Consider the following 16,917-nt stretch of genomic DNA (forward strand, 5'->3'; position numbering starts at 1 on the left):
ATTTCGAGATCGATAGCTGCAAGCTCTTTCAGAATATTGCTGTGGGCTCGATTTATTGTAGCAAAACCTTCTGCATGGATGCGATCGCTCTTGATTAAGCTATTCTGAAGTGGCTTAAGTTAGCTCAAAACCGATTGATAAATTGATCGGGAGTAAGAATTTCTATAAAGCACTAATGACAATATTAGTATCGATCGCCAATCTATTCGTCATTGTCACCCGCTAAAATCTCTTGCAAAATTTATGACGTTAAGCCTCTCTGTTGCGCTTTGTCAGAAATCTCCGCCATCACCTCAGTTAAGCTCTTGCTGTATAACTGCTCGCGCAAGAATAATTGAACGAGATCGCTTAATTGTTTTTGAATATCGGGATTCGCCCGTTCAAATGCTGCTTTTATCTCCGCATCAACTTCTAGGGTAATACTAGCCATAGTTTATTGAGTCAAGATGATATTGCCTAATGAAATCATCGCATAATATTATTGGCTTGTTAAATAGACTAAGTTTGCGATCGCACTAGCGATGGGTCGCATTATGTTCTCCCTTTGTCCCTACAATTATAGTTCCCACTCAAGGGAGTTGGTTAATATTGTCTACAGAAAGCACTAAAACAGGTCTCTTTCCGGCTTGTTCTTTCCCTTGTACTGGGTTGAGATTAACCAAATAAATTTCCCCTCTATGAATGGTCATCTTTGAGCCAAACCATCCCATTCAACTCCATTAAATTCGCGATCGATAGCTGTAAGTTGTTGTTGAATTTCTGAGTTATAAGCTACGATGCTCAGGTGCTCTTGTAATGACATTGAGGTGGGTTTCCAGACAGAGCAAGATCGCGCCCTCGTTGGCATCTGCCTTTACAGTGCTTTACGATAGTGTTTTCCATATATGTATAGAGGCGATCGCCATGAAACTCCAATTGAAACAGCATTTATCTTTGCTCATCTTTAGTGGGGTATCTACCTTTGCTCTGCTCTATGGTTGTGCGTCATTATCCCAGCCTCAACCCTCTCAAGAAATGCTAATGGACGTTGCGACAAATCTAGTTACCCAAAAATTCGTAAATTCCTCTTGCGAAGATTTATCACAAATAAAGTCTACCGATCCGAGTCAGGCTACAGGCCCGGAAGCTGCATTGCAAAAGAAAGCAATAGAAATGCTGCGGAACAATCCACAAGTGCGCGAAGAATTTATTAATCGTGTTGCTCCACAAATTGCTAATCGGATGTTTGAATGCGAGCTGATTCCCTAGTTGGGGTAAAACCAGCGATCGCCCATTATTTTTGCTGAAGCCAAGGTTGAACATTTTGATCAAAATACTCTTCTGGGGGTTAATCTCAAGTCAGTATAATCAGCTACAATAAAAAGGCATTGATTATCCAGACTTGAGATTACCTATTACCAGCGCTTCGCGCTATATGGCAGGATATCCTAATGGTGAATCATCAAAACGGGGTAATGGCGGAGCTATACAACGGTCAAGTTATGGAAAAATCTGTTATCTATCGCATTTTAGATGCCAATCTAGACCGCGCCAGGGAAGGATTGCGGATTATTGAGGAATGGTGTCGGTTTGGGTTGAATAACCCAGATCTGACCCAGGAGTGTAAGCGGTTGCGCCAGGAGTTGGCCCAATGGCATACAGCAGAAATTCGGGCAGCTCGGAATACACCAGACGATCCGGGAACCCAGTTAACCCACGAACGGGAGGAGTATCGAGGAACGATTCATCAGTTGCTCCAGGCCAATTTATGCCGGGTTGAGGAGGCACTGCGGGTTCTAGAGGAGTATGGCAAGCTCGAAGATCGGCAAATGGGCCGAGTGTGTAAGCAAATGCGCTACCGAGTGTATACTCTGGAGAGCCAATTAATGGCCTATAGTCGCCATCAGCAGCTTTTAGAGGCGCAATTGTATTTGGTGACTTCTCCAATGCCGGAGTTGTTGGAGGTGGCCGAAGCGGCTTTGCAAGGCGGGCTGAAACTGATTCAATATCGGGATAAGAATACAGAGGATGGGGAGCGTCTGGTTTTGGCTCAGAAGTTGCGGCAATTATGCGATCGCTATGGCGCTCTGTTCTTGATTAATGACCGCGTAGATTTGGCGTTGGCGGTCGATGCGGATGGGGTTCATTTGGGACAACAGGATCTCCCCATTGCTGTAGCGCGGGAAATTTTGGGGCCCCAGAAAATTATCGGCCGTTCGACGACGAACCCGGAAGAGATGAAACGGGCGATCGCCGAAGGAGCAGATTATGTCGGTGTGGGGCCGGTGTTTGCGACTCCCACGAAGCCGAATAAGGCGGCTGCTGGCCATGAGTATGTGCGCTATGCAGCCCAACATTGTCCCATTCCTTGGTTTGCGATCGGTGGCATCGATGTGAATAATTTTAATGAGGTGCTAGAGTCGGGCGCAAATCGCATTGCTGTCGTGCGAGCGATCATGGAAGCAGAACAACCCACACTGGTGACCCAATATTTCCTCTCCCAATTGATTCGGATGGAAACGATGAAAGCAATTCAAAAGCCTCAAGCAGTGAGGGGGTAGAGGTTGAATATGACAGACGTAACCTTACAGGTCAATGGGGAATCCCAAGCTTGTACTACAGGCATGAGTTTACCCCAGTTCTTAGAGTCCATAGACTTAAATCCGCGCTTGGTAGCTGTGGAATATAACGGCGAAATTCTCCATCGCCAGTTTTGGGATACCACTGAGATGAAAGAGGGCGATCGCCTGGAAATCGTTACCATTGTGGGTGGAGGATAGGAAGATAGGGGGATGGAGTCCCCTTACTTCCTCAACTCCTGCCAACCAATTCAGTAACTGTGGCACCCCGTAGGCGCTCGCATTCTTTTTCTCGTTGCTTATTATAAACTAACTGCTCCGTAAAATATTCATAACCTCGCTGATCGAGTTTAGGATCGATCTTAGCCAGGCGCTCGGCAGCGTAACTTCTGCGCTTACTACACAAAATTTGCTCTAAAGTTAAGGCGGCTTTGTTAATCGATAAAATGGGTTTTTGAATATCACGAATATGCTTTTCTTGCAAATAAAGTAAGGGATGAAATTGAGTACTATAATTGGGAAATTGCCCGACTCCATCTTGCAGTTTAGAGACTAAATCCGAAGAATCTACAGGTAGGCTTTCCCGTAAACTTTCAATTTGCGACCAGAGAAACCGATGGGGGGCACATTGGAAGAGGAGATTGCGATCGCCCATAATCTGCAAAAAATACTCTCTTGCCTCGGGTGCATGAAGATAAATGCGTAAAATCAGGCTCTCTGTCTCAAACAGCAAGCGGTCTTCTGGGGTAATCTTGACCTCAATTTTGGGAATTTTGGGAGGGGTCTTGGTTTTGGGGGTGCGCCGCAGGCGTTGTATCTGTTTGACTAAGTCTTCGGCAATGAACTTGAGGCGATCGCTATTTCCTTGACTAAGATATTCGGCACAGAGATTAATGTAGTAGGTGCGCGTGGTTGGATCTTCAATTTTACTCAGGAGTTTCACCCATTCTTGAGCAACCTGTTGAAAGCGATCGGCCGCTTTGAGGTCTTTTCCCTTTAAGGCTTGTTCAATTTTCCAATCGAGCCATAAAGGAGCTTGTTGGACTAAGTCTAAATAGGGTTCTGGACTCCCGGCTGATTTCAGGAATTCATCGGCATCCTTGCCTTGGGGAAGATTCAGGATTCTCAGTTGAATTTGGCCTTGATAAACCAAATCGGAAATTTCAGAAATCGCCCGCTCTGTCGCGGTGGTTCCAGCTTGGTCGGCATCAAAATTAAGGAGAATCGATTTAGAGGGTGTATAGCGCACCAGTTTCTTTACTTGAGAAGCACTTAAGGCCGTTCCCAGAGAGGCGACCACTTCGGAAATACCGGTGGCATGGAGGGCGATCGCATCAAAATAACCCTCAACTACGATCGCCCGATCCTGCTTAGAAATGGCTTTTTTGGCCCGATCTAAGCCAAATAATAGATTGCCCTTATCAAAAATGGGCGTTTCTGGAGAGTTGAGATACTTGGGTTGTGCTTCGCCGAGCGATCGCCCCCCAAACCCCACCACCCGTCCCTGAACATCGCTAATGGGAATCATCAGGCGATCGCGAAAGCGGTCATAATAACTCGCTCCTGACTTACGCTCGATCGCCAACCCCGCTTGCTCCACAACCTTCACCGAATAGCCCTTAACCTCCACCAAATAGCGATATAAGGTCTGCCATCCAGCCGGTGCATATCCCAACCCAAACCCCTGGATCGTCTCCTCAGATAAGCCTCGCTGCTCCTTCAGATAGGACATTGCCTCCTGTGCTTCCGGTTGATGGAGGGCATGTTGGAAAAAACTAGCGGCGATCGCCACCACCTCATACAATTGTTCCTGAAGTGATAACTGGCGTTGAAACTCTTCCCGTTCCTCAACATCCAACGTGCGGATCGGCACTTCATAGCGCCGCGCCAGATCCAGCACCACCTCCGAAAACGAGCTATTATCCAACTGTTTCAGAAAACTAATCGCATTTCCCCCCGTTCCACAGCCAAAGCAATAAAACATCTGCTTCGTGGGACTGACGGTAAAACTAGGACTTTTTTCCTCATGGAATGGACATAACCCCACAAACTCCCGTCCTTTCTTCTTCAGAACCACCCGTTCCGAGATCACCTCAACAATATCAACTCGTTGTTTAATCTCTTCGATCGTATCTGGATGGAGTCTTGGGGTACTCATGGCTGGCAAAACCAACGATAATATTCACAGTTTAGTGGCAATAGAGAACGTAAAGGATTATGGGAAGAATCTTTCTATCTGCGGGTCATGGAGGATTTGAAAACGGAATGCGCGATCCAGGGGCGATCGCCGGAGGAACCACGGAAGCGCGGGAGATGATCCAACTGCGAGATTTAGTCGTGGCCGAATTGCGATCGCGCAATCTCGAAGTTCTCAGCGTTCCCGATGACCTCAGCGAGGCGCAAACCATTACTTGGATCAATAGTCGCGCTCGCTCTGGAGATATTGCTCTCGAAATCCATGCTAACGCCTTTTATAATCCTTCCGTTCGTGGAGCCAGCGTCTTTTACATCGCCAATAACGAAGAACGCCGGGCCCATGCCGAATTAATGCTCTTAGCTCTGTTGCGTCGCGTTCCCCAACTCCCCACCAGAGGCGCGAAACCCGATAGTAATAGTGGTTTAGGTAGACTCGCTTTTATTCGTAATATTTATATTCCCTCACTGTTCATGGAAGTTGGGTTAATTACCAACCCAGAAGACCGCGCTCTCCTGCAAAATCGTCGCCGGGATATGGCCTTGGGAATCGCCGATGGCCTATCGGCTTGGAACCGTGGGGTTAATCCTTCTCCGAGTCCTGCGCCCAGTCCTTCACCCACTCCGTCATCCCCAACCTATCCCCCCATCAACATTAATATCAATGGTCAAATTTACGGGGAAGAAGGCATGATTATTAACGGAAACTCCTATATTCCCATTGATCTAGTTGACCAATTAGGCATTGATTTAAGCCAGGACCCCGATGTACGCCGGATTAATTATCGCAACATTGTTTATATTAAGGCGATCGAGCTACGAGACTATAACATTTCTGTAAGCTGGGAAAACGCAACTCGGACTGTCGTTTTGCGATCGATTTTGAAGCTCTGTCCGGGTGAGCTAGACCGGATTATGGGCCACGGTAAAACCACTGAAGTTCAACTGATGATGTTCCTCAAGGCTAATGATGAAAAAGGACTCCAACAATTTCCCGATCTGCCTCGTCTCTATCGAGAGGAAGGAAGCATTGAAGGAGTCAATTATGATATTGCCTTTGCCCAAATGTGTTTAGAAACTGGGTTCTTAAGATTTGGCGGAGAAATTCAACCCAATCAGAATAATTTTGCTGGTTTAGGGGATGTGGGGGGGAATGCTGCGGGTGCATCCTTTCCTAGCGCTCGGATCGGTGTAAGGGCACAAATTCAACAACTCAAAGCCTACGCGAGTACGGAACCTTTAGTCCAAGAATTAGTGGCTCCCCGATTTCGATTTGTTACCCGTGGTATTGCTCCTTTGATTGGTCAACTCAGTGGCCGTTGGTCGGCTGATCCCCAATATGGACAGAGAATCCTAGCCATTTTGCGTCGGTTGTATGAATCCGCTGGTTTGATTTAAATCACAGACAAAAATAAATTAATTACGTAGAATCCTAGGGGGTTTTCACAAATATTTCAGGAAGATTAAGAATACATAAACAAATACGGAGATACCGCAATGAATCACGATAATTGAATCATTCAAGGGATCGTAACACTTGGATTAAGTATTGGATTAAATAGTAGTGAATAACACAATTTTCACAAAGTTAAATTGCTAAAATAACACAAAAATTAACAATCTGTAAGATTGCTCAATCCAGGTGCAACATAACTCAATAGAGGTATAAACATGTTAAGTATTGAAGACAAAAAAAAACTAGAAATTCTTGGGTGTAAATTTAAAGCATCTAAAGCGCCCTATCACATGATGATCGACAGTTTGCTCAGTCCAGATACAACATTGCTGTATATGGCTTGCTTACATGATGATGGTCACATAACCGAAGATGAAAGATCGCTCTTAGATTGGTTTAAGCGGTTTTCGGTACAATCGGCTGAATTATCTCTTTCAGATCAAAGAGAAATGATCAATGCTGCTTTCCATGGTTATTATTCCTACCGCTATCAAGGACAGAAAACTAAAGCAGTCAGTTTAGAAGCAGCAGAAGTAGAATCTAATCAATCTTCTGTGGCTTAACTCTAGTGCTTCGCGCTAGGGAATAGGGAATAGGTTATTTCCCAGGGTTTCTGTGTCTTTGCATCTCCACGTCTCCACGTCTTTGATCCCTACATCTTTCGTTCCCCTAGCGGACAACTCGCCAGAGGAGTAGAACCCCTACACTGAAGGCGGATAGGGTGGGTAACCATCCAGCTATGACGGTAGGCATCGCTCCGCTTAAGCCGAGAGCATCACCCACAGACATCAGGAGATAGTAGCTAAAGATAATTAAAACGCTTATGCCAAAACCGGTGGCTCGTCCGGCTGTGCGTTGGGGACGAGTCCCTAGGGCAGCTCCCATTAAGCCAAAGGCAATACAGGCAAAAGGAATGGCGAAACGCTGTTGAATGCGGATTTGCAGTTTGCGAATTTGCTTTTGATCGCCACTCGTTTTAACAATTTCTAGGTAGTTGAGGGATTGGGCAATGTTCATTTCTTCATAGTTTGTCCCAATGGAAGCGAGATCGAGGGGAGCGCGGGGAAGTTTGAGTTGTTGGCGATCGAATTTGACGATATTTTTGAAGGAGCCGGATTGATCGACGACGTAGATCGTGCCGTTGAAGAAGTCCCAGGTACTTTCATCTTGGTTCCAGGAGGCGGCTTCGGAGATGATGATTTGTTTAAATTGGGATTGGGATCGATCGAGGATAGTCAGTCCTTTCATTTCTTTGCCGTCGAAAAATTCGGCATAGAATAGGCGGGTTAAAACACGTACTCTTTTCCCATCAGCGAGTTCTTTGCGCTGGTATTCGGGATAAAAGATGTTCATCGCCTCTTGTAGAGGCGTTTCTTGTTTGAGCGCTCGCTCTAGGGTGAGGGTGGCTTCTCGTTTGGCAGCAGGAACAACGAGTTCATTGAAGGTGAAGGTAATACCCGTGAGAAAGATACTAAAGATGAGGGTGGGAAGAAGGAGACGGTAGAGGCTTACCCCACAACTGCGCAAGGCGATCAGCTCGCTGTCGCTGGAGAGGCGACTGTAGGCGATGATGCATCCGAGAAGGAGGGCAGTCGGGATGGCGAAGGAGATGAAGTAGGGCAGTTGGAGAAAAAAGACTTTGAGGGCGATCGCCACGGGGAGTCCGGCTTCACTCACTTGGCGGACGAGATCGAAGACAGTACCGATCGCCACTCCTACGGAAGTAAAGGCTCCGAGTCCAAAGAGAAACGGGGAAATCAGTTCCTGGATCAGATACCGATCCATAACGGAAACGAGGGAAAATTTGGGGCGTTGGAGTTTGATGTCTTCCTGAGAAACGCTTGAAGTCATATAGGCGGTTAGGAGTTAAGGATGAGGTTACCGTTGGAAATTATCACCTAAATAATATTGTCGCACTCTGGGATCTTCATAGAGTTCTTCCGCATTACCAGAGGCAAGGATTTCCCCATCGCGCATGATGTAGGCTCGATCCGTAATGGCGAGGGTTTCGCGGACGTTGTGATCGGTGATCACAATTCCCAGATGGCGATCGCGCAGCTTGGCGACGAGGGTTTGAATTTCGGAGACGGCGATCGGATCGACACCAGCGAAGGGTTCATCTAAAAAGAGAAATTTAGGCCCATCTTTACCCGCCGCTAGAACTCTAGCTAATTCGGTGCGTCGGCGCTCTCCTCCTGAAACCTTAATCCCTTTAGTCTGGGCAACGGTTTGTAGACGAAACTCTTCGAGCAGTTTTTCCGTGCGCCAGTGCCATTCCCGGCGCGGGACTTGGGTTTGTTCCAAAACCAGTAAGATATTCTCACGCACGGTGAGATAGCGAAAAATACTCGCCTCTTGAGGCAAATAGCCAATACCGAGTTTAGCGCGTTCGGAAATAGAGAGGGCGGTAATATCGCGATCGCCGAGCCAAATTTTACCTTGACTGGGTTTTTCTAAGCCGGTTCCCATATAAAAGGTGGTGGTTTTTCCAGCTCCATTGGGCCCAAGTAATCCCACAACTTCTCCTTGTGCTACAGAGAGATAGACGCGATTAACCACCATTCGTTGTCCATAGGATTTATGAACGTTATCCAATACCAACTTCACAATATTTGCCCATAAAACTTGTTTTGAATTGCCAGCACTGACCGATTAACTATACCAGATCGGGTTAAAGTATCTGTACAGAAGCTTTGTGTACTCCTAACTCATAATAGAACCCATAACCTATTCCCTATTCTCTAGCGCATAGTGCTACAAATCGGGAGTTGGGGGTAGGGGAGCCGGATTACCTGCGTTATCGGTGGATTCCGGAACAATATAAATTGCTTCGACTTGTTGCCCTTGGCTCTGGGGTAGGGCGACAAAACGACCTTCATCAATTAGATAAGTAACCGTTTCTCCTCTGATGCTATTGCCTTCTTGGAGAACATAGACGTTACCACTCAGGACAATCCGCCGTTCGCGGCTAAAATATTGAGCTTGGGCGGCTGTCGCTTGAATATTGCGGGCTGGATAGAGGACTTGTACATTACCCCTGGCGGTAAGGACACCGGTTCTAGCATTGGCTTCTTGGATGTCTGCTCGCAAAGTGATAGCCCGATTTTGGCTATTTTGGGAATAGGCAGCCGGTAGGCGAGTGATTCCTAGAGCAATGGGGATCATTAGGGCTAATGTGCCCACTAAGTGACCCCAATGGGGCGATCGCAAGGTTTTCATAAGCACTATGTTCTCTTGGCTGGGTTGGTTTCTCTTTTTCTTTACCTAGGATACTGTAACCGGAAAGGGAGTGTGGAGTTTCGGGGGTTCACATCAATAGGGAGAGGGTGCAAAACTCAGTTACGCTGAAAACCTTGACTCGAACTTTTGGGCTATCCCCATTTGAACTGAGTATTTTACTCAGTTGTACTGGACAAGCTATTAACGGGACTTGAACAAACACTTCATCTAAAATCACCTGTAATCCTTGCCCTGACTCGATGGGTACTCGATCGATGTGAAAGCCTTGTTCTGTAAGCTTTGAACCAGATATCAGCGCTGATTTTTGTCTCAGTTCTGTTAGATGAAACAGCCTACTACGGACTCACTCAATCCAAATAGTCAGGAATATAGGCCAAAGACGGAGCGCCTAAGCTGCTCATCAGTAAAGCTTGCGAAATCGGCAAGCCTCCCTCGCACAGCTCACTGAGTTCGGCAAAGCATCTTTCACTATATGTTCTACTTGAGTCATCAATTGCACCCGAGCAGGCGGCTTGGTAAATAAGGTCAAGTGCCTGTTGAACTCCAAAGACTTTGACTAAAGCGACAAGGGCATTATGGCGCAGTAAGTCATCCGGTTTGTTCAATTGATCGAGTAACTGTTCCACATCTTCAGGTTGCAAAAGTTCCAAAACTGAGACGCTCGCACGAGCTGCAAGCACTTGGCTGCCCTCTTGGATTTCAGAGATCAGCAGTGTTTTCAGCTTAGTGCGATCTGCTGACTCTAGGTTTTGGACGTTGATGTCTTGCACGCCAACGATCGCCGCCAGTCTTAAGTAAGCGTCTTCATCCTGTTCGAGACCTCGGATTAAGGATTTGACCTGATCCTCTGTAGCCAGTAGCTCCGGGTGAAACAAAAGGTTCGCTACAGCTTTAGAATCATCCCAACGGTTCATAATAGAAGCGATCGCCGCTCGATCATCCGGGTCTGGATTGCCCAAAGCTATACGAGCATCTACGGCTGTGGAGCGATTTTCTGCTGACAAGAAAGAATGCAATACTGTTGATATAGCCACTAGGGTACTACTCCTCGTTTCCATGCATAGACTCTAAGAACTTAGGTAGGCCTGTGTACTTATTACCATCTTTATCTTCAATGGTTACGTTCGTCATGTCGATCCCACGCGCTTGCATCGCCAGACATAGCCGGGCAAGATGGGCCGTTGTTGGTTTATAGTGTCCGCTGAAGCCCCGCACCTTTTCCAGTGTCCCTGCGTTTGCTACGATCATTCCAGCCGTATCTACAGGCAATCCACTGAGGAATGATGAGTGTTGAATAACTTTTTTCACGTTATCCTGAACACTAACGTCGCCCTTCTTAGCCGAGAAGAGTTCTCCATCCGACATAACGATTGCATCGCCACCGCCATCAGTTGTAAGGAGCGTTTGCTCGGTCCCTTTATAGACCATTCCACCCCCGAAGTGAAGCTGGGTGTCCGCACGGGCTTGGTCATCTAGATATTCAGTGCTATGGGCAGTTGTGTTAGGATTGAATTTCTTGCGCTTTTCTAGAGCTTGTTCCATCTCCCGATCTACATACTCGTTTAGGCTCAACTCTGAATCGGACGCAACCCAATTTTTCACATACCTTGTTGCCCCTTGCCATTGCCGAGTTAGTACAGCCTCCATCACATAGTTGAGGTTTGTCAGCCTCAACTGTCCCCCTTGGTTTCCAAGCACCTCACAAATTCGAGAGCGCAGCGTCTCTTCTTTATTCCAAATGCCCGCCATCGTACTCTGTTCATCTTCCTTGAGGTGCGCCCATAAAACAGCAGCTTCGTCGGCTCCACTTCGCGGCGTTACCTCCGGTGCTTCATCTGTGGACAAACGAACATGCAAGATCTCGCCAACAAGCTTCATTTCTTGTATGAGTTTAGCTTCGAGGGGCCTGAAATATTGCTCCTTGAGTCGGTTACTCTTCCAGTAGTTATCTCCTTTTTTATCGAGTTCGGTGAACCTCTTGCGAAGCTCGAGGAGAATTTTAAAAGCACCTGCGTTATCGTTGTCTTGCCTCTTTTGTTCGTAACTGTTTTTCTTCTTGCCATAGTTCTTGGCTGAAAGTGTTCCAGACCACGTAGTTTTTTCTTTACGGGCATTCGCTTTCATCGTCGTGTATTCTTGGGTGGTAGCCAGAGCGCGTTGGATGGTGGGCTTTGTACTACTTTGCTGAACTACATGGGTTAACTCATGGGCAATTAGCTTTTGTCCTCTCTGGCTCCCTGGTTGATATTCCCCACTCTTAAAAAATACATCTTGCCCTGTTGTAAATGCTTTGGCTTGAATCGATTCATTTAGGCGATCGGCACGACTATCGGTATGAACACGCACCCCAGAAAAATCTGCGTTCATAGCGGTTCCCATAGAGCGCTGTAAGCCTTCCTGTAAGGGTTTTCCAGTTCCTCTAGCTCGATGAATGGAAGATTCTAATTCTGTTGATGCTTCTCCTGTAGCGATCGCCTCTTGCCGTTGTACCATCGGTTTCATTTGCATCTCCTCATCCCCTTCTGGTCCCATTTCCCGTTGCAGAGTGGATGGGGTTTGAGGCGTATGTATCGTTTCTACTACATCTTGCGCCACTTGATCGGCTTGTTGTTCATAGGGATCGTGGGGTTGTCCGATCTCTAATTTGGCTTGTACTCCGGCTGAGTACCGCAGTCGCTCTAGAGGACTAGATTTGCGACTCTCACTGGGTTTCCACTCCGGGAGTTCGCTGCCTGTTTTCCTCTGTATCTTGGGTTGTACAACTGGGGGAACAGCATACTGAGGCGCTTTTTCTTTTTGTGCCAATAGAGATTGGCGGGGCGAAATTCGGGTTTGGCGGCGGCGAGGATTCATGATGAAGATGAAGACAGAGGAGTTTACCCTTTAGTATAAGGGATGATTTAAGCATTCTCCAAGATGCGAAATTCATCGATTGTGTGTCGAGCTATTAAGTCAATGCAACAGATATGATGGGAAACAGATAAGACTGCAATCTGGATTATGAAAGTTGAGCCAATGAGCGATCTCCACCCCCCCCTTACAGACGCTCAAGACCTGGAAACCCAGGTCATTAAGAACCCAGAATCTCTGATCGATCCTTTGATTGAAGCGATCTCCATTATTCGATCTTTTCTCCATCTCTACATTGCCCAGAAACAAGGGGAAGAGGGGGTGGAGTTTCTCGATCCTCTCCCGGATCTCGAAGCAATCAAACGAATGGTGCAAAACTTAGGTACTCTCAAAAATTTAAGCCAAACGTTTGCCCTATCCCCATTTGAAGTCAGTATTTTACTCTGTTGTGCGGGACAAGCCATCGATCCAGACTTTCCGAATCTGTTGGCGATCGCCCACAATAATCCTGACTGCAATTATCCCACATTTCAACTCGCCCTAGAGTGTTTGCCCCAACCCCATTGGGATGCTTTTACCGAAACTCGTCCCCTGCGAAAATGGCAACTGATTCATTATGCTACCAGTCCAGAAGTAACCCGTGCCTGTTTGCAAATTGATGAAGCCATTTTGCACTATTTAATGGGAGAATCCTATCACGATCCCGTTCTGGCAGCAGCCCTTAACCCAGTTCAAACCTTAACCACAACGGTTCTGCAACCTTCTTATGAGACGATTATCCATCAAGTGGTGTCTGTATTTGAGGGGAATTCTAGGACTCAACCGATTATCCAATTATGTGGCCCGCTCAGGGAATCACAGGCAGAAATAGCGACCCAGATTAGCCAATCTTTAGACTTTCCCCTCTATCGTCTACCCAGTGATGCTATTCCCAAAGAGCGGCAGAATCTGCAACGGTTAGTGATGCGTTGGCAGCGCTGGTGTGCCCTTTCACCGAGTTTGTTATGGGTAGAGGTGAATGAATCGGAAACAGCAGAAAGCCGCCCCTCACTTTTGTCTCCCTTTTTACAGTCTCTTCAAGTCCCAGTTCTCGTTGCTACCGATGAACGGTTACCCCTCCCCCATACCATGAACTTTGATGTAGAAGCCTTGCAATATGGGGAACAACTGGGACTGTGGCAAAAAGCATGGCAAGATTATCCAGAAGATTTAGAGCCATATTTGTCATCCTTAGCGGCTCAATTTCGCTTATCGGCAATGATGATTGAAACCGCTAGTGCAGTCGTGCGATCGCAGCTCGATTTATCTCCTAAAGTCATCAGTGAGAGACTTTGGGAGTTTTGTCGGTTGCAAGCCAGACCGGAATTAGAAGGATTAGCGCAACGTATTGACGTGAGAACCACTTGGGAAGACTTCGTACTTCCGGAGCGAGAAAAAGGGCTTTTGCAGCAAATTCTGATTCATGTGCGCCGACAGGCAACCGTCTATCAAAATTGGGGGTTTGCGGCCAAAAATCAGCGCGGGTTGGGGTTAACGGCGTTATTTGCCGGAACCAGTGGCACAGGCAAAACAACGGCGGCTGAAGTGTTGGCGCATGAACTACATTTAGATTTATTTAGGATTGATTTAAGTGCGGTAATGAGCAAGTATATTGGCGAAACGGAGAAGAATTTACGCCGTATTTTTGATGCCGCAGAAAAGGGGGGAGGGATTTTACTCTTTGATGAAGCGGATGCCCTATTTGGTTCGCGCACGGAAGTGAAAGATAGCCACGATCGCCACGCCAATATTGAAGTAAGTTATTTGTTACAGAGAATGGAAGCTTATCAAGGATTAGCGATTTTAACCACTAACTTTAAGGATAACTTAGATCGAGCTTTTATACGTCGCCTACGTTTTATTGTTAATTTCCCCTATCCAAAAGCGCCAGAGCGCAGTCAAATTTGGCAGCGTGTTTTTCCCAAGCAAACTCCGACAGAGGGCTTGAATTTTAAGAAATTGGGACAATTGGATGTTACCGGCGGAAATATTAAATCGATCGCGCTAAATGCAGCCTTTTTAGCTGCTGATGCTGAAGAACCGGTAAAAATGAAGCATATTTTGGAAGCGACGAGAACAGAATATTTGAAATGGGGGCGATCGCTCACTCGTGCTGAAACTCAGGGTTGGGATCTCTCTTGAGCTAAGGTTCATTTTGCTCCATTATCCCTGATTGGCTTCCATTTTGGCTAAAATTTGTCGAATCATCATTTTATCTTGGGCTTGGGGGAGATAGTACAAATAGTCTTCTAAATCTTGGGTGGCTAAACTCCAGTTGCCTAATTCATAGGAGATTAAACCGCGATCGCGCAATTCCATAGGCGCTTGGGGAAATAACAATAAAATCCGTTCAATGGCAGCCAAGGCGCGATCGATTTGATGATTGTGCAGATAAATCACTTTCAGATTCGTCAGCATTCGCGCTAAAAACTGTCGAGGACTGACAGGGGCTAGATATTTAGGTTTTAATTCTATCGGTTGTCCATAAATCTGGGCTAACCGCTTGGCACAATCTTCAGGAAATAAGACTTCTCCTCGATCAAAGGCATCAACAAAAATTCCTACCTCTTCAAAATCAGGACGAATCAAAAAATGACCCGGCATTCCAATGCCCACCATAGGAAATTCTAGCCGTTGGGCAAGTTCTAAATAGACTAAAGCCAGGGTGATAGGGATACCCGTACGTCGGTTAAGGACTTCATTTAAGAAGCTATTGCGCGGATCGTAATAGTCTTCGGTATTCCCTCGAAAACCGAGCTGCTCATACAGATAATCGTTAATCGTTTGGATAACACGCAAGGGATAGCGCTGACTCGGTAGCTGGCTTTGGATCTCTGCTGCCATGCGATCGAGTTGTTGCAGGTATTCAACCGGGTTGAGTTCAGGATAGGCTTCAGCAGCAATGTAAAGGGCTGCCTTGGCTAGGGAGATGGAGGCTTCTGGTTGCTGTATTTCCTGATAGAACTGTTGTCTGGTTCTAGAAAAGTCCATGATCCAAAATTTATTTTTTTCATTTTGTCCTAGTGTGGCATACCTGCACCCATCTGTTGTCTGAAATGCTTGCTAATTATAGGCTTTGTTAATCCAGACTAAAAAAGTCTGGATTGTTTGACGACCCTTGACCCCCGGTGATACGATGCCAATCGAGGATCAGAAATCGCACGTTAAACAAAGAGGAAGACAAAGCTTATGACCCTTGCCACTGAAACCCTAAATCAGAGTTCCCAAGCTGCCTGTGAAAAGTTAGTCTGTAAAGAGTGCGGCACAACCTATAAACTCGAAGCCAAGCATGTGTGTGAAGAATGCTTTGGCCCCCTAGAAGTAAGTTATAACTATGACCGTTTGCGCCAGCAAGTTAGCCGTGAAACTATTGAAGCCGGCCCCAACTCCATTTGGCGTTATCGTCAGTTCCTTCCTCTACTGAGCGATAACGTGATTGATGTGGGTACAGGGATGACTCCTCTTCTGAAGGCGAATCGCTTGGCGCGGCAATTGGGTATCAAAAATCTTTATATTAAAAATGATGCGGTAAACATGCCGACCCTGAGTTTTAAGGATCGGGTGGTCTCGGTTGCCCTATCAAGAGCGAGAGAATTAGGGTTTTCCACCGTATCTTGTGCGAGTACCGGAAACTTAGCGAATTCTACTGCGGCGATCGCAGCCCATGCTGGTTTAGACTGTTGCGTATTTATTCCTGCCGATCTCGAAGCCGGTAAAGTATTGGGAACCCTAATTTACAATCCCACCCTCATGGCCGTCAAAGGCAACTACGATCAAGTCAATCGCCTCTGTAGCGAAGTTGCCAATACCTACGGCTGGGGATTCGTCAACATTAACCTGCGCCCCTACTACTCCGAAGGCTCCAAAACTCTAGGCTATGAAGTCGCCGAACAGCTCGGTTGGCAACTGCCCGATCATGTCGTTGCCCCTCTAGCCTCCGGTTCCCTCTACACCAAAATTTACAAAGGCTTCCAAGAATTTATCAAAGTCGGCTTAGTTGAAGATAAATCGGTACGCTTTAGTGGCGCTCAAGCCGAAGGCTGCTCTCCCATCGCCTCCGCGTTCCGGGAAGGACGGGACTTTATCGCCCCAGTCAAACCCAACACGATCGCCAAATCGATCGCCATTGGTAACCCCGCCGATGGAGTCTATGCCCTCGATTTAGCCCACAAAACCAATGGTAACATCGAATCGGTTACCGATCCTGAAATCATTGACGGCATTAAACTCTTAGCAGAAACCGAAGGCATCTTCACCGAAACCGCAGGCGGAACCACGATCGCCGTCCTCAAAAAACTGGTCGAAGCCGGTAAAATTGACCCCGATGAAACCACCGTCGCCTACATTACCGGCAACGGCTTGAAAACTCAAGAAGCCGTTCAAGGATATGTTGGCGAACCCCTCACCATTGACGCAAATCTAGAAAGCTTTGAACGGGCAATGGAGAGGGCGCGCACCCTCGATCGCCTAGAATGGCAACAAGTATTGGTCTAAATCCTTAGCCCAATGATTCGTTAAATCCGGAACGGGGAAATTATTTTCCCCGCTATCTCCAAATCACAAAAAGAACAATACTGCAAT

15 protein-coding genes and 1 pseudogene are annotated in these 16,917 nt (G+C 46.7%); 7 read left to right on the forward strand and 9 right to left on the reverse strand.

The features are described from left to right. Positions 1-241 precede the first annotated feature (241 nt). Together PN466_RS13485 and PN466_RS26340 are read right to left on the reverse strand one after the other, a co-directional pair. Entirely contained in the window at positions 242-430 is a 189-nt protein-coding gene (locus PN466_RS13485) for a hypothetical protein (protein WP_271940162.1), read from the reverse strand. A 142-nt stretch (positions 431-572) separates the two neighbouring features. Beyond that, positions 573-689, reverse strand: a pseudogene (locus tag PN466_RS26340) (type II toxin-antitoxin system PemK/MazF family toxin); the annotation flags it as partial. Positions 690-840: 151 nt separating this feature from the next. Here PN466_RS26340 and PN466_RS13495 point away from each other — a divergent pair. From PN466_RS13495 to thiS, 3 genes are all read left to right on the forward strand, one after another. Further along, positions 841-1,248: a hypothetical protein gene (locus tag PN466_RS13495; protein WP_271940164.1), complete on the forward strand. Its 408-nt coding sequence runs from the start codon at positions 841-843 to the stop codon at positions 1,246-1,248. A gap of 206 nt (positions 1,249-1,454) precedes the next feature. Then, the gene (locus PN466_RS13500; RefSeq protein ID WP_271940319.1) at positions 1,455-2,540 is read left to right on the forward strand and encodes a thiamine phosphate synthase; all 1,086 of its coding nucleotides are present in this window, start codon (positions 1,455-1,457) and stop codon (positions 2,538-2,540) included. 9 nt (positions 2,541-2,549) lie between these two features. Further along, a complete protein-coding gene (thiS, locus tag PN466_RS13505) occupies positions 2,550-2,759 on the forward strand; it encodes a sulfur carrier protein ThiS (RefSeq protein WP_271940165.1) in 210 nt (69 codons plus the stop codon). 31 nt (positions 2,760-2,790) lie between these two features. Here the strand turns inward: thiS and dnaG are convergent, their stop codons facing one another. Continuing rightward, positions 2,791-4,716, reverse strand: a complete 1,926-nt coding sequence (gene dnaG / locus PN466_RS13510; RefSeq protein WP_271940166.1) for a DNA primase — start codon at positions 4,714-4,716, stop codon at positions 2,791-2,793. Positions 4,717-4,775: 59 nt separating this feature from the next. On the opposite strand from dnaG, the gene tftA reads away from it, so the two are divergent. Both tftA and PN466_RS13520 read left to right on the forward strand, forming a co-directional pair. Continuing rightward, positions 4,776-6,149: a hormogonium tapered terminus morphoprotein TftA gene (tftA, locus tag PN466_RS13515; protein WP_271940167.1), complete on the forward strand. Its 1,374-nt coding sequence runs from the start codon at positions 4,776-4,778 to the stop codon at positions 6,147-6,149. A 273-nt stretch (positions 6,150-6,422) separates the two neighbouring features. Beyond that, a complete protein-coding gene (locus tag PN466_RS13520; protein WP_271940168.1) occupies positions 6,423-6,770 on the forward strand; it encodes a hypothetical protein in 348 nt (115 codons plus the stop codon). A gap of 106 nt (positions 6,771-6,876) precedes the next feature. On the opposite strand, the gene PN466_RS13525 is transcribed toward PN466_RS13520, so the two are convergent. The 5 genes from PN466_RS13525 to PN466_RS13545 all read right to left on the reverse strand — a co-directional run bounded on the left by PN466_RS13525 (position 6,877) and on the right by PN466_RS13545 (position 12,300). Further along, entirely contained in the window at positions 6,877-8,058 is a 1,182-nt protein-coding gene (locus tag PN466_RS13525) for an LptF/LptG family permease (protein WP_271940169.1), read from the reverse strand. Between the two features lie 27 nt (positions 8,059-8,085). Beyond that, positions 8,086-8,814, reverse strand: a complete 729-nt coding sequence (lptB, locus tag PN466_RS13530) for an LPS export ABC transporter ATP-binding protein (protein WP_271940170.1) — start codon at positions 8,812-8,814, stop codon at positions 8,086-8,088. 147 nt (positions 8,815-8,961) lie between these two features. Further along, positions 8,962-9,426: an LptA/OstA family protein gene (locus PN466_RS13535; protein ID WP_271940320.1), complete on the reverse strand. Its 465-nt coding sequence runs from the start codon at positions 9,424-9,426 to the stop codon at positions 8,962-8,964. A 368-nt stretch (positions 9,427-9,794) separates the two neighbouring features. Then, a complete protein-coding gene (locus tag PN466_RS13540; RefSeq protein WP_271940171.1) occupies positions 9,795-10,481 on the reverse strand; it encodes a hypothetical protein in 687 nt (228 codons plus the stop codon). Positions 10,482-10,488: 7 nt separating this feature from the next. Further along, complete coding sequence (locus PN466_RS13545; protein ID WP_271940172.1) at positions 10,489-12,300, reverse strand: eCIS core domain-containing protein; 1,812 nt, start codon at positions 12,298-12,300, stop codon at positions 10,489-10,491. Positions 12,301-12,447: 147 nt separating this feature from the next. Between PN466_RS13545 and PN466_RS13550 the strand changes: the two genes are divergently transcribed. Then, on the forward strand, positions 12,448-14,478 hold the full coding sequence (locus PN466_RS13550) for an ATP-binding protein (protein ID WP_271940173.1): 2,031 nt from the start codon (positions 12,448-12,450) through the stop codon (positions 14,476-14,478). A gap of 21 nt (positions 14,479-14,499) precedes the next feature. Here the strand turns inward: PN466_RS13550 and PN466_RS13555 are convergent, their stop codons facing one another. Beyond that, a complete protein-coding gene (locus tag PN466_RS13555) occupies positions 14,500-15,327 on the reverse strand; it encodes a SirB1 family protein (RefSeq protein WP_271940174.1) in 828 nt (275 codons plus the stop codon). 198 nt (positions 15,328-15,525) lie between these two features. On the opposite strand from PN466_RS13555, the gene thrC reads away from it, so the two are divergent. Further along, positions 15,526-16,830, forward strand: coding sequence for a threonine synthase (gene thrC, locus PN466_RS13560; RefSeq protein WP_271940175.1), 1,305 nt, complete (start codon positions 15,526-15,528; stop codon positions 16,828-16,830). Positions 16,831-16,917: the final 87 nt, after the last annotated feature.

This window comes from Roseofilum reptotaenium CS-1145 (assembly GCF_028330985.1).
GTDB classification, from domain to species: Bacteria; Cyanobacteriota; Cyanobacteriia; order Cyanobacteriales; family Desertifilaceae; genus Roseofilum; species Roseofilum reptotaenium.

Excerpts from the sequence above, each read along its gene's own strand:
- PN466_RS13485 (WP_271940162.1), bottom strand. The coding sequence starts at position 430 with ATGGCTAGTATTACCCTAGAAGTTGATGCGGAGATAAAAGCAGCATTT.
- PN466_RS13500 (WP_271940319.1), top strand. The coding sequence starts at position 1,455 with ATGGCGGAGCTATACAACGGTCAAGTTATGGAAAAATCTGTTATCTAT.
- thiS (WP_271940165.1), top strand. The coding sequence starts at position 2,550 with ATGACAGACGTAACCTTACAGGTCAATGGGGAATCCCAAGCTTGTACT.
- dnaG (WP_271940166.1), bottom strand. The coding sequence starts at position 4,716 with ATGAGTACCCCAAGACTCCATCCAGATACGATCGAAGAGATTAAACAA.
- tftA (WP_271940167.1), top strand. The coding sequence starts at position 4,776 with ATGGGAAGAATCTTTCTATCTGCGGGTCATGGAGGATTTGAAAACGGA.
- PN466_RS13520 (WP_271940168.1), top strand. The coding sequence starts at position 6,423 with ATGTTAAGTATTGAAGACAAAAAAAAACTAGAAATTCTTGGGTGTAAA.
- PN466_RS13525 (WP_271940169.1), bottom strand. The coding sequence starts at position 8,058 with ATGACTTCAAGCGTTTCTCAGGAAGACATCAAACTCCAACGCCCCAAA.
- PN466_RS13535 (WP_271940320.1), bottom strand. The coding sequence starts at position 9,426 with ATGAAAACCTTGCGATCGCCCCATTGGGGTCACTTAGTGGGCACATTA.
- PN466_RS13545 (WP_271940172.1), bottom strand. The coding sequence starts at position 12,300 with ATGAATCCTCGCCGCCGCCAAACCCGAATTTCGCCCCGCCAATCTCTA.
- PN466_RS13550 (WP_271940173.1), top strand. The coding sequence starts at position 12,448 with ATGAAAGTTGAGCCAATGAGCGATCTCCACCCCCCCCTTACAGACGCT.
- PN466_RS13555 (WP_271940174.1), bottom strand. The coding sequence starts at position 15,327 with ATGGACTTTTCTAGAACCAGACAACAGTTCTATCAGGAAATACAGCAA.
- thrC (WP_271940175.1), top strand. The coding sequence starts at position 15,526 with ATGACCCTTGCCACTGAAACCCTAAATCAGAGTTCCCAAGCTGCCTGT.